We start from the raw sequence: 21562 nt of genomic DNA on the forward strand, positions 1-21562 counted from the left end.
ATTGATGTAGGTAATGAGCAGTGCAAAAGTGAGCGCTGTTGCATCTATCTTAGGTTTGTCAGGATCTTTGTTATGAACGGGGAAAGGAATGGAAAAGAAGTGAGAAGAATGATGAAAAAACTGACAGTCTGTGTTCTGGCTGCTGCTGTTGGGATAAGCATGACGGGCTGTGGTGCGATTACCTCAGGGAAACGGATTATCCGTATCTCTCATGGTCAGTCGGAAACCCATCCGGAGCATATTGGGCTTCTGGCCTTTAAGGAGTATGTAGAGAAACGCCTGGGGGATAAGTATGAGGTACAGATATTTCCTAATGAAATTCTGGGTTCCAGCCAGAAGGCCATTGAGCTGACGCAGACGGGAGCCATTGATTTTGTGGTGGCGGGAACTGCCAATCTGGAAACCTTCGCAAGCGTATATGAAATATTCAGCATGCCGTATCTATTTGATTCCGAAGAGGTGTATAAGTCTGTTATGCAGGATACGGAATATATGGAGCAGGTCTACGCTTCCACCGATGAGGCCGGATTCCGTGTTGTAACCTGGTATAACGCAGGTACAAGAAACTTCTATTCTAAAACTCCGATTCATATTCCGGATGATTTAAAGGGGAAAAAGATCAGAGTGCAGCCAAGCCCTGCCAGCGTGTCCATGGTCAATGCCTTTGGCGCCGCTGCGGCTCCTATGGGCTTTGGAGAGGTTTATACAGCAATTCAGCAGGGAGTGATTGACGGAGCGGAGAACAATGAACTGGCTCTTACAAATAATAAGCATGGGGAGGTTGCAAAGTATTATGCTTATAACAAGCATCAGATGGTTCCGGATATGCTGGTAGCGAACCTTAAATTCTTAAATAGCTTAAGTCCTGATGAATATGGCATTTTCGAGGAAGCGGCAGCCTTGTCTACACAGGTGGAACTGGAAGAGTGGGACAAGAGCATTCAGGAAGCCAAGAATATCGCTGTGAAGGATATGGGAGTGGAATTTATTGATGTAGATGTGGAGGTATTTAAACAGAGGGTTCTGCCTCTTCATGAAAAGATGCTGAAGGAAAATCCTAAGATTGCAGATCTATACAGACACATTCAGGAAGCCAATGAGAAAGGGAAGGGAGAACAGTAAATGGAAGGAATGCATAAAGTAAGAGCCGCTATCTTGCATGTGCTGGGTATATTCATTATTTGTCTCTTTGCGGCCATGACTGTTATCGGAACCTATCAGATTGTAACCAGATATTTCTTTAACCGGCCAAGCACGGTTTCTGAGGAGCTGCTGACCTACTCCTTTACATGGATGTCTCTCATGGCCGCTGCCTATGTATTTGGCAAACGGGATCACATGCGCATGGGCTTTCTGGCGGATAAGCTTTGCGGAAGGGCTAAAAAATGCCTGGAGATTGCCATTGATCTGCTAGTCTTTACCTTTGCAGGGGTGGTGATGGTTTATGGAGGCGTTTCCATCACGAAACTGACTATGATTCAGACCACGGCGTCCCTGCGTGTGCCTATGGGCTATATATACGTGATTGTTCCTGTGACAGGGGTTTTGATTATGATATTCAGCCTGATGAATGCGGCTGACATGGTGCATACGGATTTCAGTAAAAGGGAGGAGGTGTAGCATGGATATTGCGGTAGCTTGCGGCCTGATGATTCTGGTTCTTTTGCTGGTCATGCTTCTGGCTGGTGTGCCGATTGCGGTAGCGCTGGCCGTATCCTCCATCTGTGCTATCCTGCCTGTGTTGAATGCAGGCGCGTCGGTGCTTACGGGAGCACAGCGAATCTTTTCCGGTATTTCCGTGTTCAGCCTGCTGGCTATTCCCTTCTTTATTCTGGCAGGGAATATTATGAACAAGGGTGGAATTGCCATCCGTCTTATTAGGTTTGCAAAGCTGTTTACCGGACAGATTCCGGGAGCTCTGGCCCACACCAATGCGGTGGCTAACATGCTGTTCGGCGCTATCTCTGGTTCTGGCACGGCTGCTGCCTCGGCTATGGGCTCCATTATCGGGCCCATTGAGGAGGAGGAAGGCTATGACAGGGATTTCTCTGCGGCTGCCAACATTGCTACAGCTCCAACAGGGCTGCTGATTCCTCCAAGCAATGTTATGATTACCTACTCCCTGGTCAGCGGCGGAACCTCTGTGGCGGCTCTATTTATGGCAGGCTATCTTCCGGGAATCCTTTGGGGGCTTGCCTGTATGGCGGTTATCTTTTATTATGCTAAGAAGAAGGGATACCGAAGCAGCCAGAGGCTGGACTCCGGAGAGAAGTTAAAGGTAATCTTTCAGGCATTGCCCTGCCTTTTGATGATTGTAATCGTAATTGGAGGCATTATCAGCGGTATCTTTACGGCGACCGAGGGAAGCGTGGTAGCAGTAGTTTACAGTCTGATACTATCCCTGTTTTTCTACAAATCCATTAGACTTTCAGAGCTGCCGGAGATTTTTCTGGACAGTGCGGAGATGACGGGGATTATCATTTTCCTGATTGGCGTGTCTAGCATTATGAGCTGGGTTATGGCCTTTACAGGAATACCTGGGGCTGTTTCCGAGGCAATGCTGGGAATCAGCAATAACCGGTATGTCATTCTGTTTATTATCAATATCCTGCTGCTGATCATTGGTACCTTTATGGATATGACTCCTGCATGTCTGATTTTTACCCCGATTTTTCTGCCCATCTGTCAGAGACTGGGGATGAATACGGTGCATTTTGGTATTATGATGATATTTAATCTGTGTATTGGAACCATTACGCCTCCTGTGGGGACGACTCTGTTTGTTGGAGTGAAGGTTGGGAAAACCAGGATTGAAAGGGTAATTAAGCCTTTGCTACTGTACTTTGCAGCTATTTTTGTGGTTCTGCTGCTGGTATCCTATATTCCGATCATTTCTATGTGGATTCCGGGGCTTTTAGGGTATGTGTAGCGGGGGGATTCGTGATGTAATTGTATTCACAGAGAGAGGCCCCCTCTCTTTTTGGTATATTTGAGGACTGCTTCAGGGGTTACTTATTTTGGGCCAGAATATAATACGGTTGCCGTATTGGCTTCTTATCTAGCAACGAGAATACCTAAGAATGCGGCTTCTGTTTTAAAATATATGGTTGTCTAAATACTAAAAAAGTAGTAGAATCATTTACAAATATATTTAGACAAAAGGGGTGGCATGTATGAAACAAGCAAGCAGCACAATGGCACAACGGCAGGTTATGACAAGGGATCTGACTATATGCGGGTTATTTGCCGCATTAACGGCAGTTGGTGCATTTATTAAAATTGTTATACCAGTTGGAGCGGATACCATGAACTTTACTTTACAGTGGTTTTTTGTGCTTCTGGCAGGCCTTTTACTAGGCTCAAAAAGAGCCTTTTTAAGCGTGACAACCTATTTGCTGATTGGTCTGGTAGGGATTCCTGTATTTGCGCGGGGCGGTGGCCCCTCCTATCTGCTTCGCCCTACTTTTGGGTTCCTGCTTGGGTTTGCTCTGGCAGCGTATGCTATGGGAAAGGTGTGTGAGCGGATGCGTTCATCTAAAATCAGCGCTGGAATGGTTTCCGCAACTGTGGGATATGTGATTTATTATGGTATGGGAATTCTTTATTTTTATTTTATTACCCATTTTGTAGTCGTAATGCCTAATACTGTCGGGTTGGGAGCAATCTTTGCACTGTATTGTCTGCCAACGATGCTTCCAGACTATGTACTTTGTGTGCTGGCTGTTATCGTAGCAGGGAGGCTTCGTCCGGTGGTTAAGCGGCTTTTGCAGTAAGAGTGGTGGTCTGGGGGCCTGTAAATGAAGCGTCTCCCATCATTTACCGCTTCACTGACTCCGTTTAGGTCATGAACGTATGCCCTAGCATGTTTGTTCCAGAGATGGAGGGAAGATTGATAAACAGGTGTAATATGGTGTTTTTGCCATATTATTCCTGTTTATTTTATATGTGAGGGAAAATTCAGGCATCACAACAGCAAGGTATAAAATAAGGAAAAAAGATTTGGCGTATAAAAAATCCGGTCTGCCTACGTATTGTAAGCAAACCGGATTAAAAAGGGGAGGATAAGTATTAATTATTTTCTCTTTTGTGTATACTCCTATTATGAACGCCTTTGAGAATTATATACACATTATCATAAATTTATTTTATTTTAATCTTATTCTGGTAAGTAAAGAATAATACATCAGGGTTTTCTGCATACTATGGCAGAGGTGATAAAAATGAATAAGGATAAAACAGAACAACTGGCGCAGAAGAAAGCAAATGAGCTATTTAACAGCATCACAGAAAAAGTCAAACCGGAGAATCAGAATCAGGCACATAATTCCAGGCGCGAGGGGATGGGACCTAATGCAAAGAGAAGGCCTGTTTCGTAAAAAAGACGCCAGCCAAAGGCCCGCTTTATTCTTGACAATTATTGATTCCGTCATTTATGCTATCTGTTCGGCAAGGATTGCCTTTATCAGCGTGTCTTGAAAGGTGTCCTTGCTGTCGTGGTCGAAAAAATATCTCGGTGATCAGGGGCTGCCTTCCAATCTCCGCTGCCAGAATGCCGTCCGTCTGGTGGGGCGCGGGTTTTACTTCGATGATCTGCGTATGTTTTTTCTGCCATTCAATTACTCTTTGGTTTGAAGCGAAAAAAAGAGATTTCCTGCGATTAGGAAATTTCGTTCTGCTATGGCGGGTATTCGGTTTTAAATTGTGGCTTGCGCCTCTTTTCCACCCTGTACGCCCACGTTTTTATGCGGTCATACGCGCGGAGCTTTTCAAGGTTTTTCGTGTGAGATTCCCTAAGGAAAGAAACCAGTGTCGTTTTATTTGTCTCAGCAAATGATTTTGTGGAATCACTATTATTTAAAATTACAAAATATTTGATTGTGGGGTTGTAGGTCCCTTCACTTTTTCCTTCAATTTATTTATGCCTGAATTTTTTTGCCCTAATGCAGTATTTTGGGTATTTTATCTGAAAGAAAATTTAATACAGGAAAAAGGCAGCTGCTAACGGAAACAAATTCCATAGGCGGCTGTTTTTTTATTTTCTCTTGCGCCGGAAGTTAACCGGGCTGTTTTTGATAGTGGGGGATTTTGACAGTATCTTTTTCAATATCATCTGTTCATCAGAGGGCAGTTTGTAAAAGTCAATGCCGAGCATATTGAAAATGACCGCCCACACCTTTCCGAGATAATCCCCGGAGAATTGAATGGCTTTCCGGATTTCCAAAGCAACTTTCTTTGCAACAGAATAATCCGGCGTGCTGTCAATGTCATGCTCATGGGATTTCCGTATGTCATGGAGGATGGCGTCCCATGTTTTGTGCGTCACATGGCAGAAGAAATCTTCTTCCTTTACTTCTGCGGCGAGAAGTGTCTGCGAATAGAAATCCTTATCTACCTGCTTGTATTTCTGAATGATGGTCTGCCGCTGTTCTTGCAAAGACTCATAAAGGCTGCGGAAGGTAGAGGTTGCATGGCCGTCTATGTAAATCTCCGTGTCGGTCATAAGCTGCTCAAATTTATCGTTGGCAACAATCTCACACAGGAGTCGGTTGTTAATACGGTCGCTTTTCAACAGCGCCACCATTTCATCCGTCAAATGCAAATCCATCAAAGGCGTGTTGGCCTGCTCCCTATTCTCCGTCCGGCACAGCAGATAATCAACGGACACCTCATAGAAATGGAACAAAAATGAGCTATGATACAGGTAGTTCATCGATGGATTATTCCAATCGAATGACCGGCCTGTATGGGATATGCTCCCCGGCGATGTAGCACAGTGACTTGCGGCAGGGAAATGGAGGAATCATGACCACAACGAGCGTACCAAAGGGAGCGAAACGCCGTTGTGAGAGCCAGGGGCAGGAACGACATCAGGGAGAATCGGCGAAAATGAACACCGAATTGATACCGAGACACAACAATATGATAGGGCATAGTCTACCCTATCCGTAATACTACGGGGGATTTCCGAGCGCTTCTATGGCCGCTTTTTCCTTGAAAATTGCCCCGAAACACGACACTAAAATCTGCTATCCGTCTATTGCGGCTGTTATGGCTGAAATGGGCGGTTTTTTGTTTAAGGAGGCACTATGCCGAGAATGCCGGAAAAGAGGAAGCTGGAACTGTCCTTCTTCCTCAATGAACGGGGGCGGGTAAGGTACAACGACCTTTGCCGGAAATGCCAGCGCACTTGCAAGCAGAGTTTCCGGGCGGTCATTGTGGACTGCCCCCATTATCTTTCCAAACGCTCAAAACGAAAAGCAAAGGAGGACACCGCTTGAATGGATGTTGAATTTATGACCGCAGACACCACCCTGCCACCCTGTATGCCGCTGCCGAGAGCCATGCTGCGGCTCCCTATCAGCAGCACCGCCAAGGTCATGTACGCCCGGATGTTGGATATTATTTTCGTATCCGGCATAGAGGACGCCAACGGGATTTTATTTATCCATTTCCCCATCGTGGAACTGGCGGCGGCACTTGCCCGCAGCACCATGACCGTGAAGCGTTCCCTGAATGAGTTGGAGGACGCCGGACTGATACTGCGGGTGCGTCAGGGCTTCGGGGAACCCAACAAGATATATGTACTCATTCCCAAGAAGGAGGACAGCCGCTTATGAAGGAAAATTTGGAAACGCTCAATCAGGAGATAGAGAAAACAGAAAAGAAGCTGCGCTGGGCACAGCAGGAGGAAAAACGCCTGACCCATCAGGCCAAGGCTCTGACACGGAAGGAGCGGACACACCGGCTTTGTACCAGAGCCGCCATGCTGGAAAGCTACCTTCCCCACTCGGAAGCCATCACGGATGAACAGGTCAGCTTGTTCTTGAAGTTGCTGTTGCACAAAAACAGCACCCGGCAGCTTATGGAAAAAATGTTCGGCGATAACAGCGATTTTCAGGGAGAGGACGCAGGCCGGAAACGGCCATGATTGCTTCCAGAGCCGCAGTCCGCGGCTACCCCTCTGAAAGAGGGAGCAACTATACACCGGTCGAGCCGGTGCGTTGCGCCCTGCCGGGGGCTTCCTGCGGAAAGCGGATGATTGCCAGCACACTTGCGGCTGATTCCAATCATCACAGGGGACGCTACGCTTCCCCTGCGCTGGCTGCCGCCAGCTACCCCATGTAGATGAATCACGTCTGCGGCGGACATCGCTACTCAGAAATTTACAGTTTAGCTATTCAAAATAAACAACAGAAATGGTATAATATCAATAATAACGAATCGAGATACGTTCAGGAAGGAGTGATATTAATGCTTAGTATGCTCAAAAAAGCTTTTTGGGTTCCATATGACGAGAGTGATACCTATCCTACTGTGGCAAAAGCGCACCAAGCAATTTCCAAGTATTGTGAAGAAAACGGTTATTCGTACTCTTTTAATGGTGATGACGAAGTTGCAATAAACGGCAAGCTCTATGAAATATATAGGGGCTATGAAAGCGGAAGCCGTGGCAATTACGGAATTAAGTGCAGAGAAAAGTAAATCCCTAAAATTCTGTTGATAATTAATCCGATATGTCAATCTGCATGACTTTGGAATATCCCGATTTGAATTCGTGAATTGAATACCGGCCGCCGGTGGGCGGCCAGTATTTAGTTTTGAACGTTCGGGTCAGGCTGGCCCGATGATGAAGATGGTCTAACAACTTAGGATTTGCAAAGCCCTACTCAAGATAATAGTTCAAATTCAAATTATAGAATAGGTATACACAATTCACAATAATGCCTGTCTACAAGAGTTTTTCTATAACGCTCCATTACAGGCCTACTTTTATCTAACAAATATCCTAATTTCTCCAATTCAGAAAAACACATTTTCCATGCGGTTTTGACTGCATTTGTTGTGTGGGGAATTAGAAAAGTTAAATAATTACCGCCCTCCAATTCTCTTCTCTGCACTTGATTTAGTTCAAAGGTGTGATTTTGGGGTTGATTGATACAAACATCATAACGGCACTGGCAAGGCTTTACTATTTCAGGGTTATCCATAGGTATTGCATAAATTACTGTATCCTCATCGTATAAATTGTTCTCTTTCATCCATTTCTTAAAAGTATCCATCAGTTTGTAATTTTCAACGCCATACTCACCAGTTCTTCTCATATAAATAACCTTAGAGGATGGTATTCTTTCTTGCATAGTGCTAATATAGAATTTCAAAATTGTTTTCTCCAATCTTATAAAGTACATCGATGTCCAAACAAATCGTAACCCCAATTAAAATGATTTTCAAGGAGTTTTTTAAATGGGTATTTGTCGCTGACTCTATTATACTATGACCGTCCACTATGGGGGAGATGAATTGTAAACTTGCTGGACGGGAACAGTTTGCAGCCGCAAGGGTTTCCGGGAGGCAAGTCCACAAAGGGGTAGCTGGCATCAGCCAACACAGGGGTAGTGTAGCTCCCTTCCTTCTCCCGGCATCCGGACAAAGAAAAAGCAGGAAACCGTTTTTGATTTCCTGCCAAGGTGGCGCCGCCGGTGGGCGGCTGGTATCCAATTAAATTTCTGAATTATTTGTGTTTATAGAAGGCCTCTATTGCCTGTGCAAAAAACTCAGAAGCTCCTTCGCCATATTTTTCATCTATCATAGGTCTGATTTTTTCATTGCGATAGTATTGCGCATGTGCCAGCATAAGTCCTTCTTCATTCTTTACCTGTGTAAACTGCTTCATAACAAAGCCAAATTCTCCAACCACTTCTTTAACTTCAAAGGCGTCTACATCACATCCTCTCTTGGCAATAAGTTTTTGCAAAATCGCTTCCATTCGCTTATTGTAACTTTCTGCAACTTCTGTACTGACAGGATTATTGGCGACAGACAAGAAGTTATCTTTCCCGCCATACCACTCAACAACCTTTGCGTAGCCTTTCTGCATTTCTTCTGAGGAAACCACTTCCATATAATGCTTTTTCCATTCTTCAACGCTTCCAAATTCTTTAACAGCAAGATCTCTCATGTTGTCTGGCATGTTGTCAAACATAGTTTGAAACATTTCTTCAATTTCTGTTTTACTGAAAATTGCAAAATCCATTTTATTTTCTCCTTTCAGAATGTCATCAATACTGGAAATCAGACGTTCCATACGTTCTTTCTTTGCAACAAGCATTTTACGCTGCATTTGCAAAATCTGATTTCTGTCAAGAGCCGGATTGTTCATAACAGCATTGATTTTTTTTAAAGGAATATCAAATTCACGGAAAAACAAAATTTGTTGCAATGTTTTCAGGGCTTCATCGTCATAAAGCCGGTATCCCGCTTCACTTTTTTCTGTCGGCTTCAATAATCCGATTTCATCATAATAATGAAGCGTGCGCACGCTGATACCTGTTAAATCTGATATTTCCTTTACTGTCCTCATAGCTGTGACCTCCCGTTCCTGATATATTCACTTTAGTCTATGACGCTCCGTGAGAGTCAATAGGTAATTTCAAATTTTAGTTTGAGTATATCATTTTTTTGTCCGCTTCGGAAGAAACAGCGCAGGCTAATATAAAACTTGCCGGACGGGAACAGCTTGCAACGCAAGGTGTTTCTGGGCGGCAAGTCCACAAAGGGGTAGCTGGCGTCAGCCAACGCAGGGGTAGTGTAGCTTCCTTCCTTCTCCCGGCATCCGGACAAAGAAAAAGCAGGAAACCGTTTTTGATTTCCTGCCAAGGTGGCGTCGCTGGTATTCATTTTAAAAGTTCGGGTCAGGGTGGCCCGATGATGGATAGCTCGATAAATGGGAATTATATAGCTCTGCCAATATAAAATACATACCCATAATACTGATTGAACTTTGAATAAAGCTCTGTTTCATATCGGTTTTGTGCTGCATACTCAATCATAGTCTCATTACCAGCATATTTTTCTAATAGCCTGTTAATTGCCGCTTCGCGGGGAATAAAATAGTTCTCTGTCCAGCATTCTTCCGGCAAAGTAAAGGACGCAATAAACTGATAACCACATCTCTGCATAATTTCTATATTATTACTAACGCAATCCAATCGGCTCCCTGCCTCGTACCAAAACTGTTCAACGATGGCAGGGCGTTCTTTAGTAAGCCAAGACGGACATGTTACCGCGATAAATCCTCCTTTTTTTAGAAAGTCATGCCAATGGGAAATTCCCTTTTCAAAACCAATATTGTCAATCGCACCCTCTGACCAAATTAAGTCCAAAGAATTTTTTTGAAATGGCAAGTCCTCCATAGAGCCAACAATGCCCGTTACTCGATTTCCCAAATTCATGCTTTTTGCATTTTCATTCAATTTCTCTATAAAGTCAGCGAACATATCCAGACCAGTAATTGCACCGGGTAGATGCTGCGCTAAATGAATAGTCTGTCCCCCAGTTCCACATCCTAAATCTGCAATTCGTGAAAACTTATTTAGTGGTTTAAGAAATCCAAGAGCCTGTTCAATGGCTTCGGAACTTCCGGGGCCCTGGCGTTCCAATCCAATATGTGTTTCAAGCAACAAGTCTAACATAGATGGGTGTTTAGTTTCCATTTCTATCTCCTCCAAATTAAAATTTTTCATTTATACTGGCTTAATCAAACCGTTTTCCCCAAAAGCATCAAAGGTGTTTACTGCACCACCGTGTTCAACGATTTTTCCGTTCACAACTTTGTCAATATCTACACCAGTCATTTCTAGAACCTTATTCGTCGGCGTTATTCCAATGAACTCGCCTTTGTGCGTTCCTCTCATAATAAATTCCGAAATAATGGTCTCGCCGTCCTCAAATTGGCGGATAATATCCATCGTGTAGTCGGGATATGTTTTTTTGACAGCCACAAGGTGTTGCCTCATTCCGTCTATGCCGATAAAAATCTCGTTTTCACCGACCCTTTGCACGCAATCCTTTGAAATATATTGCGGAAGCTCATCAAGCAAGTTTTCCGAAACAACCACCTCATAAAAGTATTTTATAATCTCTTTATTGTTCATGGTGCACCTTTAAATAAATTCCGATTTATCATTAATTTTATTATACCTCATTCAGCCAGAAAAATATAGCTGGCTTCTGTAAAACTTGTTGGCCGAAAACAGCTTGCAACGCAAGGTGTTTCCGGGCGGCAAGTCCACAAAGGGGTAGCTGGCGGTAGCCAGCGCAGGGGAAGCGTAGCGTCCCCTGTGATGATTGGAAGCAGCCGCAATGGTGCTGGCAATCATCCGCTTTCCGCAGGAAGCCCCCGGCAGGGCGCAACGCACCGGCTTGACCGGTGTATAGTTACGTCCTTACTCCATAAGGGATTTCCCGGCTACCCTCCGTTTCACGCTTTCCGCAACAGCTTCTATCACGCCAGTTTTTGAAAATGCCTGTTTCAGAATGTCCATCACATCATCGTCCGTCAGCACTTCCGGCCTTGTCAGGAAACTTTCCAGCATGGCCCCTCTGGTACAGAGCCGGTGCGTCCGTTCCTTCCGGGTAAGCTGCTTCATCTGGTGTTCCAGTATCTTTTCTTCGTGCTGCGCCCGCCGCAGTCTGGCTTCGCCTTTGGCAAGCTCTCGATTAAGTTTTTCCAGCTTTTCATTCATCACGGTAGCCCTCCTTCTTGGGGAGCAGCGTGTAAATGCGGTTCGGTTCTTCCACACCCCGGCGCACCCGCAGGATCAGCCCGGCGTCCTCCAATTCTTTCAAAGAACGCTTGACAGTCACGGAGCTGCGGGACAATGCCGCTGCCAGCTCCACAATGGGGAAACGGACAAACAGTATCCCGTTGGTATCCTCCGAACCTCACGCAAGGGTGGCGTCCAGTAGGCGGGCATACATGACCTTTGCGGTGCTGCTGATTGGCAGCCGCAGCATGGCGGTGGGAAGTGGCATACAGGGCGGCAGAACGGTGTCTGCGGTCATAAATTCAAATTCCATTTAGTCTGTTTTCTCCTTTCGCTCGGCTTGTTGTTAGACAGGGCGGAACCGTCCTTTTTGAGCTGCCGTAAGCTATGTTTTCCGTAATGTGCCTTTCCTGTCCCTTTCTGCCGGGCGGCCAGATATGTTTGGATGGCTGCTTGCAGCATTTGGGCGGTGAGCTTACCCGTCTTAACCGCTAACGCGATGGTTTTCTGTTCGATTTCTTCCTGCAACTGCTATCCCTCCTTGGAAGTCAAAGCAGGCAGGCGGCACGGCTTAAATCCGCACCCGCAGGCCGCCGTAGTAGTCCGCAAGGTCAAAACGGATGTCATAGCGGTCTGCCTGCTCGTCAAAAATCAAGGTTCCCTGTTTCATAGGGATGTCCTCCTTTTTCAGATTTTGCCGGTGTTCATATCGTGGGCCACCAGGGCCGTGTAATAGCCGTTGATGGTGCTGGGGGAGTTAATAAAACCGCCAGCAGGTATTTCTTGATATTTCGGATTTCCGTTGTGTTTTTGCTGATACAGTCAAAGACAAACTCCATGTGGGAGCTGTTCAGCTTCATCAGCTTGGACTTCACCAGGTCAGCGGGGTAATCATCCCCGGCAATGCGGATGGTCGTTTGGGCGCTGCATACGGTTTCCACCAGCAAGTCCACGATCTCGTCCAGTAGTTCCCGGTCAATCACCTTGGTGTGCTGGCAAAGGTGTTCATACTCGATGTTGTCCTTGATGATTTCCCGATAAACCGCTACGGCGCTCTGTGACTGCGTCCCCGTTCCTTTCCGTTCCGGCGGCGCAGCCGCTGCTTCCCCCAAGGGAGAGGGAGGGGAAGGAATAGGAATGGAATCGGTAATTCGTCCATCTGTATTTGATTTCTCTTTACTTGATCTATCTTTATTTAATTGCGTTGGTTTTTCCTGCGTTGGATTATCCAATGTTGGATTTTCCAATGTAGGTGAATCCGGTACAGGCTGGGGCTGTTCGTAAATGATGTAATCCGCCCCGCGCAGGCGGCCTTGTCCGTCACGCGCACGGGAACGCATGATGTAGCCCGCCTGTTCCAGCTCCCGGACAGCCGCCCGGATGGCGTCGATCTGCTCCCGGTTGCTCCGGGATAAGCCTTTCAGTGTAAAGTCCCAATCCTCCGGCAAGGAAAGCATTTGCGATAACAAGCCCTTGGCTTTCAGGGATAAGTTCTGATTTCGCAGGTGATGGTTGGACATCACCGTGTAACCACGGTTCTTCTCCACACGAAACACTGCCATCTCGTCGTCCACTCCTTTCACTTGAAATTTCACCGTGTCAAGGACGGTGAGCCTGCCCGGCTGGTAAGGACATTCTGCGTAGACGCAAAACTGATACTTCCAGTGTGGGCGGTCAAATCGGCAAGTGCCGCAGTCCTCCGGCGTGACCGTCTCGCCGTTGTCAAAATGGTCTGCCCCCGGCCTTGTCTGCATGAGCTGTTCAAAGGCCCGGTCGCTGCTGGATGTAAAGTACATAGGCGGTCGCCCCCTTTTCTGTTACTAGGAAACAAAAAACGCCTTTTGACTGGCCGAGGGCTGTCATAAGGCGTTTTCTGCGTGGTTATAGGGTTATATCTATTTTTGTTTGTGGGTGAAAACCCAGTATTCATGGGGTTTTCTAGTGGTGTGTATATAAACATGAGGCCACCGCTTCTCTGGATGTGGAGAATGAAACCTTAATTCAGGCTGCCCTTTCTCGTCTGATTAAAGAAAAGACTGTGCTGGTAATTGCCCACCGTATGCGCACAGTAGCCGGTGCGGACCGGATTGTTGTGCTGGATGGAAGCATGGTGGCAGAAGACGGAGCTCCTGATAAGCTGCTTGCGAAAAAGGGAATTTACTCTCATATGGTAAAGCTGCAGACGGAAAGTCAGAACTGGACATTAGCGTAAGGAAAACATGCCATCCTCTCTCAAACAAAAAACAGGGTTCCAGGCGGTTTTTAAAACACCTGGAACCCTGTGAAACTTCTCTGAATGTCCTTTTCAGGACAGTCCTTCTGAGATTACTAAGCCCTGTTTACAAAAGACTCGCAGTCTGTACATTCCTTCTTAGTAGGATTTGCCTCGTGTGTTCCAACCAGGATTCTGTCCAGAGTGCAGTAATTTTCTTCCTGTGCATGGTAGGTGCAGTTTTTGATGGTACATTGAATGCTTTCATTTTTGCCGTCTACTTTCATGGTAAACCTCCTTGAAATGATTAATTGATTCCTGCTTAGTATAAACCAAAATTAGTAAAGCATACGTTTTGTACCTTGGTTTCTCCAGACTGTTCTTCTGTAATTTCATATTTACGCCAGAAATGAAAATATATTTGAAAAATCTCCTGTTTTGTTATATACTAAAAAGCATGGGTGCCCATGGACAGGCTGCACAGGGTTTTGCATATATAGGTCATGGCGCGAGCATGAACATAAATAATACAAAAAGGATGGATGTTACAATGGCATTATTAGAGACATGGAGAAATCTGGCTTATGGGGACGGCCTGGATGATAAAAAGAGAGAAGAACTTTGGGCTGGATATTTTCAGATTGAAAAGGGAATCTACGAGCAGATTTTATCCAATCCAACCCAGGTGATTACAGGAACTGTTAAGGAGCTGGCTGAAACCTATGGTACTGAGCTTTTGATTATGACTGGCTTCCTGGACGGTATTAATGAGAGCTTAAAGGGCTATGAAAACCCAATTGACACCATGGAGGAGGATACCCTGGTTAAGATAGAGATTGACCCGGAGAAGCTTTACTACAATATGGTGGAGGCAAAGGCTGACTGGCTGTATCAGCTCCCTATGTGGGACAGCATCCTTACAGAGGAGAGGCGCAGAGAGCTTTATAAGACCCAGAAGGCTTCCGGCACTATCCGCAAGGAAAAGAAGGTATTCCCCAACGATCCCTGTCCATGCGGAAGCGGTAAGAAATACAAAAAATGCTGTGGCAGGAATATGAAGTAAGCTGGCATAAGCATAGGCCGCACAGGAGGATGCCGCCTGCCCGGAGAATATCCGGGCAGGCGCTTTTGCAGTATGTATGAAAGGGATGGTGGCTCCTATGGAAGCCTATACCAGTTTTGCGCAAGTATACGATCTGTTTCAGGACAATGTACCCTATCAGGAGTGGTGCGTCTACCTTACCGGCTTGTTAAGAGAGCAGGGAGTAAAGGATGGCCTGGTGCTGGACTTGGGCTGCGGCACAGGAAGCCTTACCAGACTTTTGGCCCGATCCGGGTATGATATGATAGGGGTGGATAACTCCGGGGAAATGCTCCAGATCGCGATGGATAAGGGTCAAGGGATGGAGGAGGACATTCTGTATCTGATGCAGGATATGCGGGAATTTGAGCTTTACGGTACAGTAAGAGCAGTGGTGAGCATCTGTGATTCCATGAACTATCTTCTGGAATATAAAGATTTGGTGCAGGTTTTCCGCCTGGTGAATAATTATCTGGACCCAGGAGGAGTATTTATTTTTGATTTGAATACAGAATATAAATATAAGGAATTGCTGGCAGACAATACCTTTGCGGAGGATCGGAAAGAGAGCAGCTTTATATGGAATAATTTCTATGACCAAGAAGAAAGAATAAATGAATATGATTTGATTCTGTTCATCCGTGAGGGAGAGCTGTACCGGAAGTTTGAGGAGACCCACTATCAGAGAGCCTACAGCTTGGAGACGGTGAAGGCGGCAGTCCTGGAAGGCGGTATGGAATTTGTAGCTGCATACGATGCCTGTTCTCATTATCCCGTGAGACCAGACAGCGAGCGTATCTATGTGGTTTGCCGGGAACAGGGAAAGGCGGCAGATTAAGAATAAAGACAAGGAGTGATGGAGATGGCAGATTATGTAATACGGGCAACGGCAGCCCAGGGAGAGATCCGCGCCTTTGCAGCTACCACCAGAGAGTTGACGGAGGAGGCCAGAAAGGCCCACAATACCAGTCCGGTGGCAACAGCAGCCTTGGGCCGGCTGCTCACGGCAGGCGCTATGATGGGCTATGAAATGAAGGGGGAAGAGGATTTGCTCACTCTGAAAATACAAGGAGACGGTCCGATGCAGGGGCTGACGGTGACGGCAGATGCCCATGGAAATGTAAAGGGATATGTCTTTAACCCAATGGTGATGCTCCCCCCCAACGATAAAGGAAAGCTGGATGTAGGCGGCGCTATTGGAGTGGGTGTGCTGAGCGTTATTAAGGATATCGGTCTAAAGGAGCCCTACACAGGTCAGACGATGCTGGTGACAGGAGAGATAGCAGAGGATCTTACCTATTATTACGCCTCCTCTGAGCAGACACCCTCCTCCGTAGCCCTTGGAGTGCTTATGAATAGGGACAATACGGTGCGCCAGGCAGGGGGATTCATGCTTCAGCTGATGCCGGGAGCCTCTGAGGACATTATCAGCCGGCTGGAGAAGAAGCTTGAGGAGATTACCTCCATTACAACGCTGCTGGATGCGGGAAACTCACCGGAAAAGATACTGGAATATATTCTGGGTGAGTTTGGCCTGGAGATAAATGACAGGATTCCGGCCAGCTTTACCTGTGGCTGTACAAAGGAGCGGGTGGAGAAGGCCCTTATCAGTGTTGGAAAAAGGGAGCTTCAGGAGATGATTGATGAAGGAAAGACCATAGAGGTAAACTGTCATTTCTGTAACAAGAATTATGGATTTTCCGTAGATGAGCTGAAGACGCTTTTGGAGAAGGCCAGATAGTCCAGCAGGGGCTTATGCTTTAGGGATGAACGACAATAAAGCCAGTCCTGAGACTGGCTCTTTTGTAATCATTTGAAATCAGATATAACTTACTTCAACGTTCTATCAGTTATGATATATGTTTGAAAAAGGTACACTGTTGTTCATTGATTAAAGTCTGGTTACGTTTGTAGCCTGAGGTCCCTTAGCTCCGTTCACTACGTCGAACTCAACCTCTGCGCCCTCATCTAAGGACTTGAAGCCTTCCATGTTCAGGCCTGAGTAGTGTACGAAAACATCGTTGCCCTGCTCATCGGAAATAAATCCGTAACCTTTCTGGTTGTTGAACCACTTAACTGTACCTTTCATTACGATACCTCCAAAAATATAAAAATGTTCTCTGGTTGCAAACTATTTCGCAACTGTCCTAAGAATATCATAAATGTTGAAAAGTGTCAAACGTTTTTGGTCATAAAGCATAAACAATTTGCTCAGACCGCAGAAGCGATTGTTAAAAGATTAAAATGTAGAAAAATAAGGGGCAAAGCGTAAATTTCATGATATAATATCGCAGGATTATATGAAGACCGTCCGGTGGGCTACAGCCTGAGCCGCTCCTGAAACCGGACCTGGCCCGTTACATTGGGATGGGGTATATTTGCGGCAAACATGCTCTGAAAAGAAGGGATATAATAAATGAAGATTTGCAATATATGGAGGCATTTCTATACCATTACAAAGCACAGGCACTTAGTCAGGAAGCATTGCTTCAGACTCGGATTATACTGGCAGGGACTTACTCATGATCTGTCAAAATACAGCCCGGAGGAATTTTGGACTGGAGTTCGATATTACCAGGGTACCAGAAGCCCCAATGCGGCGGAACGGGAGATTGTAGGCTTTTCCTGTGCCTGGCTGCATCATAAGGGACGGAACAAGCATCACTATGAATACTGGATTGATGTGTCTAATAACAAGGAGGAGGGGCTGGTGGGCAATAAAATGCCTCTTAAATATGTAGCGGAGATGATCTGTGACCGGATTGCCGCTTGTGAGGTATATAAAGGAAAGAATTATACCAGCGCCTCGCCGCTGGAGTATTATGAGCATACGAAAAGGTATATAACCATTCATCCTGAGACAAGGGCGCTTCTTGAGAAGCTGCTGATCATGCTTAAGGAGGATGGGGAGGAGGCCACCTACGGTTTTCTTCGGGAGCTGTTAAAAAGGGGCGTCTATTGATTGTACGGTAAGCAGCCGGCAGGCCATATGGAAGATCCATCCTCCCAGAGCCACGGAGGACAGGTATAAAAGATTGCCTGGAAGGATGCCGATGGTAAGCGCTATCTCATGAAATACTATCTGTTCATTTGGGTAGTAAGGGCTGATATAGAACATGTCGGCATTTCCGTAAGGATGAGAGGCTACGTTAATCAAGGTAGCAATGAGAGAGCAGCCAAGGAGCAGAGGAAGGGTAGACACAAAAGCTCCTGCTTTTCGACTGCCTGTGCCTGAGAGGGCGCAGTAAAGTCCCATACATATCAGAATAAAATGCCAGATGAATCCATGAAGAGTCAGAACCCAGTAGGGATGCATAAGGCCGCTGGGTTCTGCCAGAGCCATGAAGCCCCCCAACAGGGCAAAGTCCTGTATAAACGTTCCCATAATTGCGGCAGCTTTGGGCGCCTGTTTTTGGATGGCCGGGTAAAGGATTCCGAGATACATGGGTACGCTGCAAAGCTGAAAGGGAAAATACCACCAGTCATAGGTCTGGCTGTTAACAGCATAATACAGAAAACCCTGCTTATAAAGCTCGATGGCTGCCAGTACCAGGCCGGAGATGAAAAGCACATGGGAAGCCGGCCTTTTGGCCAGCTTGCAGGCCAGTAAGCCAGCGGCCACAATACCGGAAGCTCCAAAAAGCATATGAAAACCCGAATAGGGTCTGGGAGCTTCCATAGGCCATGCAGAAGCTTTAAAAAAATATTGCAAAATTCCTTCCATTATCTGTGCCTCCTGACAGATTGATTATATATCATATGCAGAGGCCTTTCAACTTCTTCCGGCTGGCTTGCCCAAGGAGAATAAAAAATGAATCCCAGGGAAAGCTAAAAGGAAAGGAAGAAGGATGGAAAGGCGGAAATACGATATATGGGATTTATAATTGCGTTGGTGTCAGGCGCATTGATGAGCTTGCAGGGAGTATTTAACACAGAGGTAACGAAGCAGACCAGCGTGTGGGTGTCAGCTGGCTGGGTACAGCTGACTGCGTTTTTAACCTGTGTTCTGATCTGGCTGTTTACAGGAAGGTCGCCTGTAGGAGGGCTGATGGAAGTAACGCCCAGATATGTTCTGCTGGGAGGAATTATGGGAGCCTTGATTACCTATACGGTTATTCGAAGTATGGCGGCTTTGGGACCGGCTCAGACAGCGCTTCTGATTGTAATTTCCCAGATCATTGTAGCATATGGAATTGAGCTGTTTGGCCTGTTCGGTGTTGAAAAGGCTCCCTTTGCATGGAATAAGCTAATAGGAGCTGTCATTGCTATCGGTGGAATTATTGTTTTTGAAAGATAAAAATTGGAAATAAAGCTTGTATTTATATACCATTTTAGTTAGAATAATAGCATCAGGCTGAGATGGCGCTCTCTTAAAAAGGAGGGATACCATTGAAGATGAGACTTAATTCATTCAAACGCTTCAAGCCGGCAGGGATAGCCATATGTATGTTGGCTGCAGGCATATGCTATAGCTGCAGCGGTTGCGGGCCATTCGGAACTCAGAAAGAGTCTGTGATGGATCTTAAGGAGGCAGAAGCTTCTGATTGGGAGGCATTAGACGGAGCAAAACAGAAGAAGGAAGCCATGAAGGAGCCTATAGACGGAGAGTTCGCAGAATCGAGTGTAACCATTGGTACGGCAGCAGGAGCTGACAAGCCCACAGCCCAGTCGGTATACGTTCATGTCTGCGGGCAGGTAAAGGAACCGGGCGTGTATGAGCTTCCGGCTGGCAGCCGGACTTACGAAGCGGTAGAGGCAGCAGGAGGGTTTGCCCAGGCGGCAGCCAGGGATTATCTGAATCTGGCCCAGGAGGTACAGGACGGTATGAAGCTGGAGGTGCCTACCAGGGAACAGGCAGAGATGTGGCAGAGTCAGGGCCAAAGGGCAGGTGCAGCTTTGGGCGGGGACAGCGATTCAGGAAAGGACAGTGTGAAGGTCAACCTAAACACTGCCTCAAGAGAGGAGCTTATGAGCCTTAAAGGAATCGGTCAGTCCAGAGCAGAGGATATTATCCGGTATCGGGACAGGTTTGGAGGCTTTGGAGCAATAGAGGATATTATGAATGTACCGGGAATCAAGGAAGCAGCTTTTGAAAAGATTAAGGACAGTATAACAGTATAAATTGACAGGAGGGTGTCCAAAAGTCGTGTTATAATTTTTGAAATCAGAATGGCTTTTGAGACACTCTCATTGATAGATAAGGGGATAGAAGAATGGCGCGGGTATTAGTAGTAGATGATGAGAAACTGATTGTGAAGGGAATCCGTTTCAGTCTGGAGCAGGATGGAATGGAAGTAGATTGTGCCTATGACGGTGAGGAAGCCCTGGAGCTTGCCAAGAAGACGGAATATGACGTTGTGCTTCTGGACGTAATGCTTCCTAAGTATGACGGTTATGAGGTCTGCCAGGCCATACGGGAATTTTCGGATATGCCGATTATTATGCTGACGGCCAAGGGAGGCGATATGGATAAGATTCTGGGACTGGAGTATGGAGCGGATGATTATATCAGTAAGCCCTTTAATATTTTAGAGGTAAAGGCCAGGATTAAGGCTATTATGAGACGTAATTCCAAGAATAAGCGTCAGAAAAAGGAGGAGCCTGCAGACAATATGATCGGAGCAGGGGATCTTAAGATGGATACGGAGAGCCGGAGGGTATTTATTGCCGGCAGGGAGATTAACCTGACTGCCAAGGAGTTTGATCTTCTGGAGCTGCTGGTGCGCAATCCCAGCAAGGTCTACAGCAGAGAATCTCTTCTCACCTATGTATGGGGTAATAAGGCCATGGAAAATGGTGATGTGCGGACAGTGGATGTTCATGTGAGAAGACTGAGAGAAAAGATTGAGCCCAGCCCAAGTGACCCAAGGTATGTACATACAAAGTGGGGCGTGGGATATTATTTTCGGGTAAAGGGCTGATTGGATCGTCGCCGGACCTTCGCTATGTGAACAGGGGCTTTTGGTTTCTGTTGGCGCGGGGCTGCATGGTAAATGGAATAATGGAGTAACAGATGAAGATTACCCTTGTAACAGTGGGAAAGATAAAGGAGCGTTACTTGGAGGACGCAGTAAAGGAGTATACGAAGCGGCTTGGACGGTACTGCAAGCTGGAGGTGATCCAGGTGGCAGATGAGAAAACCCCCGATGGCGCGGGAGAAGCTGTCGTACGGCAGATCAAGGAGACGGAAGGGAAGCGTATTCTTTCTTTTATAAAGGATGGAGCTTATGTGATTGCTCTGGCTATAGAGGGGAACATGCTTTCCAGCGAGGAATTGGCAGAAACGCTCCGGCGGCTGGGCGTGGAGGGCGCAAAACAGATTGTGTTTGTGATCGGCGGTTCTCTGGGGCTGTCCCAGGAAGTGATGAAACGGGCAGACTATGTCCTCAGCTTTTCCAGAATGACCTTCCCTCATCAAATGATGAGGGTTATTTTGCTGGAACAGATTTACCGGGGGTATAGGATTATGATGGGACAGCCGTATCATAAATAGTGGGGAGGAAATCGGATTGGCTTTTAGCCAGAGGGTAATAGAAAGCGCCAAAGTTGCCAGAGCTGCCTAAGGATTTTCCGATTCCTCCTCAATATAAACCTTAATTTTGGCCAGATCGTTTTTGGCTTTCTCGAATAAGTGCAGGTTATTCATTGACGCTCCCAAGATGTTCCTCCACAGCCTCTAAAAGAGCATTGTATGAAAAGCACATTTAGTTGTTAAATGATATG

General features: G+C 46.2%; 31 protein-coding genes and 4 pseudogenes. 20 read left to right on the forward strand and 15 right to left on the reverse strand.

Going from position 1 to position 21562, the window contains the following annotated elements; translation table 11 throughout:
• The first annotated feature begins 72 nt into the window (after positions 1 to 72).
• The 5 genes from FYJ39_RS02600 (at position 73) to FYJ39_RS20410 (ending at position 4376) form a co-directional block, all read left to right on the forward strand.
• Positions 73 to 1122 (forward strand): TRAP transporter substrate-binding protein, encoded by a 1050-nt coding sequence (locus FYJ39_RS02600; RefSeq protein ID WP_235919721.1) that lies wholly within the window; start codon positions 73 to 75, stop codon positions 1120 to 1122.
• Positions 1123 to 1620 (forward strand): TRAP transporter small permease, encoded by a 498-nt coding sequence (locus tag FYJ39_RS02605; protein ID WP_154470910.1) that lies wholly within the window; start codon positions 1123 to 1125, stop codon positions 1618 to 1620. It abuts the gene before it with no gap.
• A 1-nt stretch (position 1621) separates the two neighbouring features.
• Positions 1622 to 2929, forward strand: a complete 1308-nt coding sequence (locus tag FYJ39_RS02610) for a TRAP transporter large permease (RefSeq protein ID WP_154470911.1) — start codon at positions 1622 to 1624, stop codon at positions 2927 to 2929.
• 244 nt (positions 2930 to 3173) lie between these two features.
• The gene (locus tag FYJ39_RS02615; RefSeq protein ID WP_154470912.1) at positions 3174 to 3773 is read left to right on the forward strand and encodes a biotin transporter BioY; all 600 of its coding nucleotides are present in this window, start codon (positions 3174 to 3176) and stop codon (positions 3771 to 3773) included.
• 447 nt (positions 3774 to 4220) lie between these two features.
• On the forward strand, positions 4221 to 4376 hold the full coding sequence (locus FYJ39_RS20410) for a hypothetical protein (RefSeq protein WP_195840358.1): 156 nt from the start codon (positions 4221 to 4223) through the stop codon (positions 4374 to 4376).
• A 656-nt stretch (positions 4377 to 5032) separates the two neighbouring features.
• On the opposite strand, the gene FYJ39_RS02620 is transcribed toward FYJ39_RS20410, so the two are convergent.
• A complete protein-coding gene (locus FYJ39_RS02620; protein WP_235919722.1) occupies positions 5033 to 5710 on the reverse strand; it encodes a transcriptional regulator in 678 nt (225 codons plus the stop codon).
• A 92-nt stretch (positions 5711 to 5802) separates the two neighbouring features.
• On the opposite strand from FYJ39_RS02620, the gene FYJ39_RS02625 reads away from it, so the two are divergent.
• The 6 genes from FYJ39_RS02625 (at position 5803) to FYJ39_RS02650 (ending at position 7482) form a co-directional block, all read left to right on the forward strand.
• On the forward strand, positions 5803 to 5949 hold the full coding sequence (locus FYJ39_RS02625) for a hypothetical protein (protein ID WP_154470913.1): 147 nt from the start codon (positions 5803 to 5805) through the stop codon (positions 5947 to 5949).
• 137 nt (positions 5950 to 6086) lie between these two features.
• Positions 6087 to 6278, forward strand: a complete 192-nt coding sequence (locus tag FYJ39_RS20415; RefSeq protein ID WP_195840359.1) for a hypothetical protein — start codon at positions 6087 to 6089, stop codon at positions 6276 to 6278.
• A complete protein-coding gene (locus tag FYJ39_RS02635; protein WP_154470915.1) occupies positions 6279 to 6617 on the forward strand; it encodes a DeoR family transcriptional regulator in 339 nt (112 codons plus the stop codon).
• Entirely contained in the window at positions 6614 to 6928 is a 315-nt protein-coding gene (locus FYJ39_RS02640; protein WP_154470916.1) for a DUF3847 domain-containing protein, read from the forward strand. Before FYJ39_RS02635 ends, FYJ39_RS02640 begins: the two co-directional genes overlap by 4 nt.
• Positions 6925 to 7125 (forward strand): hypothetical protein, encoded by a 201-nt coding sequence (locus FYJ39_RS02645; RefSeq protein WP_154470917.1) that lies wholly within the window; start codon positions 6925 to 6927, stop codon positions 7123 to 7125. The genes FYJ39_RS02640 and FYJ39_RS02645 overlap by 4 nt, the downstream gene beginning before the upstream one ends.
• 126 nt (positions 7126 to 7251) lie before the next feature.
• On the forward strand, positions 7252 to 7482 hold the full coding sequence (locus FYJ39_RS02650) for a DUF4318 domain-containing protein (RefSeq protein ID WP_235919723.1): 231 nt from the start codon (positions 7252 to 7254) through the stop codon (positions 7480 to 7482).
• A gap of 209 nt (positions 7483 to 7691) precedes the next feature.
• Here FYJ39_RS02650 and FYJ39_RS02655 read toward each other — a convergent pair whose 3' ends face one another.
• From FYJ39_RS02655 to FYJ39_RS02700, 11 genes and pseudogenes are all read right to left on the reverse strand, one after another.
• The gene (locus tag FYJ39_RS02655) at positions 7692 to 8159 is read right to left on the reverse strand and encodes an AraC family transcriptional regulator (protein WP_235919724.1); all 468 of its coding nucleotides are present in this window, start codon (positions 8157 to 8159) and stop codon (positions 7692 to 7694) included.
• Between the two features lie 353 nt (positions 8160 to 8512).
• The gene (locus FYJ39_RS02660; RefSeq protein ID WP_154470918.1) at positions 8513 to 9361 is read right to left on the reverse strand and encodes a MerR family transcriptional regulator; all 849 of its coding nucleotides are present in this window, start codon (positions 9359 to 9361) and stop codon (positions 8513 to 8515) included.
• Between the two features lie 56 nt (positions 9362 to 9417).
• A complete protein-coding gene (locus FYJ39_RS20420) occupies positions 9418 to 9678 on the reverse strand; it encodes a hypothetical protein (protein ID WP_195840360.1) in 261 nt (86 codons plus the stop codon).
• A gap of 53 nt (positions 9679 to 9731) precedes the next feature.
• Positions 9732 to 10493: a class I SAM-dependent methyltransferase gene (locus FYJ39_RS02670; protein ID WP_154470920.1), complete on the reverse strand. Its 762-nt coding sequence runs from the start codon at positions 10491 to 10493 to the stop codon at positions 9732 to 9734.
• Positions 10494 to 10523: 30 nt separating this feature from the next.
• Entirely contained in the window at positions 10524 to 10934 is a 411-nt protein-coding gene (locus tag FYJ39_RS02675; protein ID WP_154470921.1) for an ester cyclase, read from the reverse strand.
• A gap of 51 nt (positions 10935 to 10985) precedes the next feature.
• Positions 10986 to 11159 (reverse strand): hypothetical protein, encoded by a 174-nt coding sequence (locus FYJ39_RS02680; protein ID WP_154470922.1) that lies wholly within the window; start codon positions 11157 to 11159, stop codon positions 10986 to 10988.
• 66 nt (positions 11160 to 11225) lie between these two features.
• On the reverse strand, positions 11226 to 11525 hold the full coding sequence (locus FYJ39_RS02685; protein ID WP_154470923.1) for a DUF3847 domain-containing protein: 300 nt from the start codon (positions 11523 to 11525) through the stop codon (positions 11226 to 11228).
• Positions 11518 to 11679: a DeoR family transcriptional regulator gene (locus tag FYJ39_RS21650; protein ID WP_456236677.1), complete on the reverse strand. Its 162-nt coding sequence runs from the start codon at positions 11677 to 11679 to the stop codon at positions 11518 to 11520. The genes FYJ39_RS02685 and FYJ39_RS21650 overlap by 8 nt, the downstream gene beginning before the upstream one ends.
• A gap of 212 nt (positions 11680 to 11891) precedes the next feature.
• Positions 11892 to 12074 (reverse strand): annotated as a pseudogene (locus tag FYJ39_RS02695) (PcfB family protein); the annotation flags it as partial.
• A 58-nt stretch (positions 12075 to 12132) separates the two neighbouring features.
• Positions 12133 to 12216, reverse strand: a pseudogene (locus FYJ39_RS21315) (DUF5348 domain-containing protein); the annotation flags it as partial.
• Positions 12217 to 12233: 17 nt separating this feature from the next.
• Positions 12234 to 13342, reverse strand: a pseudogene (locus FYJ39_RS02700) (DUF6017 domain-containing protein).
• A gap of 164 nt (positions 13343 to 13506) precedes the next feature.
• Between FYJ39_RS02700 and FYJ39_RS02705 the strand changes: the two are divergent.
• Positions 13507 to 13758: pseudogene (locus FYJ39_RS02705) on the forward strand (ABC transporter ATP-binding protein); the annotation flags it as partial.
• Positions 13759 to 13874: 116 nt separating this feature from the next.
• Here FYJ39_RS02705 and FYJ39_RS02710 read toward each other — a convergent pair.
• Positions 13875 to 14045, reverse strand: a complete 171-nt coding sequence (locus FYJ39_RS02710) for a DUF1540 domain-containing protein (RefSeq protein WP_154470924.1) — start codon at positions 14043 to 14045, stop codon at positions 13875 to 13877.
• A gap of 263 nt (positions 14046 to 14308) precedes the next feature.
• Here FYJ39_RS02710 and FYJ39_RS02715 point away from each other — a divergent pair, with 263 nt between their 5' ends.
• From FYJ39_RS02715 to hslO, 3 genes are all read left to right on the forward strand, one after another.
• Entirely contained in the window at positions 14309 to 14821 is a 513-nt protein-coding gene (locus FYJ39_RS02715) for an SEC-C metal-binding domain-containing protein (RefSeq protein WP_154470925.1), read from the forward strand.
• Between the two features lie 76 nt (positions 14822 to 14897).
• The gene (locus FYJ39_RS02720; RefSeq protein WP_456236678.1) at positions 14898 to 15677 is read left to right on the forward strand and encodes a class I SAM-dependent DNA methyltransferase; all 780 of its coding nucleotides are present in this window, start codon (positions 14898 to 14900) and stop codon (positions 15675 to 15677) included.
• Between the two features lie 24 nt (positions 15678 to 15701).
• Positions 15702 to 16580 carry an Hsp33 family molecular chaperone HslO gene (gene hslO / locus FYJ39_RS02725; RefSeq protein ID WP_154470926.1) on the forward strand — a complete coding sequence of 293 codons (879 nt, stop codon included), beginning with the start codon at positions 15702 to 15704 and terminating at the stop codon, positions 16578 to 16580.
• Between the two features lie 150 nt (positions 16581 to 16730).
• Here the strand turns inward: hslO and FYJ39_RS02730 are convergent, their stop codons facing one another.
• Positions 16731 to 16928, reverse strand: a complete 198-nt coding sequence (locus FYJ39_RS02730) for a cold shock domain-containing protein (RefSeq protein ID WP_054347109.1) — start codon at positions 16926 to 16928, stop codon at positions 16731 to 16733.
• A gap of 327 nt (positions 16929 to 17255) precedes the next feature.
• Between FYJ39_RS02730 and FYJ39_RS02735 the strand changes: the two genes are divergently transcribed.
• Entirely contained in the window at positions 17256 to 17801 is a 546-nt protein-coding gene (locus FYJ39_RS02735) for a DUF5662 family protein (protein ID WP_154470927.1), read from the forward strand.
• Here FYJ39_RS02735 and FYJ39_RS02740 read toward each other — a convergent pair.
• Positions 17781 to 18563: a TMEM164 family acyltransferase gene (locus FYJ39_RS02740; protein ID WP_154470928.1), complete on the reverse strand. Its 783-nt coding sequence runs from the start codon at positions 18561 to 18563 to the stop codon at positions 17781 to 17783. The genes FYJ39_RS02735 and FYJ39_RS02740 overlap by 21 nt on opposite strands.
• 147 nt (positions 18564 to 18710) lie before the next feature.
• Here FYJ39_RS02740 and FYJ39_RS02745 point away from each other — a divergent pair, with 147 nt between their 5' ends.
• From FYJ39_RS02745 to rlmH, 4 genes are all read left to right on the forward strand, one after another.
• Positions 18711 to 19136, forward strand: coding sequence for a DMT family transporter (locus tag FYJ39_RS02745; RefSeq protein WP_154470929.1), 426 nt, complete (start codon positions 18711 to 18713; stop codon positions 19134 to 19136).
• A gap of 98 nt (positions 19137 to 19234) precedes the next feature.
• Positions 19235 to 19960, forward strand: a complete 726-nt coding sequence (locus FYJ39_RS02750) for a helix-hairpin-helix domain-containing protein (RefSeq protein WP_154470930.1) — start codon at positions 19235 to 19237, stop codon at positions 19958 to 19960.
• Between the two features lie 92 nt (positions 19961 to 20052).
• Positions 20053 to 20760 carry a response regulator transcription factor gene (locus tag FYJ39_RS02755; RefSeq protein WP_154470931.1) on the forward strand — a complete coding sequence of 236 codons (708 nt, stop codon included), beginning with the start codon at positions 20053 to 20055 and terminating at the stop codon, positions 20758 to 20760.
• 92 nt (positions 20761 to 20852) lie between these two features.
• Positions 20853 to 21332 carry a 23S rRNA (pseudouridine(1915)-N(3))-methyltransferase RlmH gene (rlmH, locus tag FYJ39_RS02760; protein WP_154470932.1) on the forward strand — a complete coding sequence of 160 codons (480 nt, stop codon included), beginning with the start codon at positions 20853 to 20855 and terminating at the stop codon, positions 21330 to 21332.
• Positions 21333 to 21562: the final 230 nt, after the last annotated feature.

Source organism: Clostridium porci, assembly GCF_009696375.1.
Lineage (GTDB): Bacteria > Bacillota > Clostridia > Lachnospirales > Lachnospiraceae > Enterocloster > Enterocloster porci.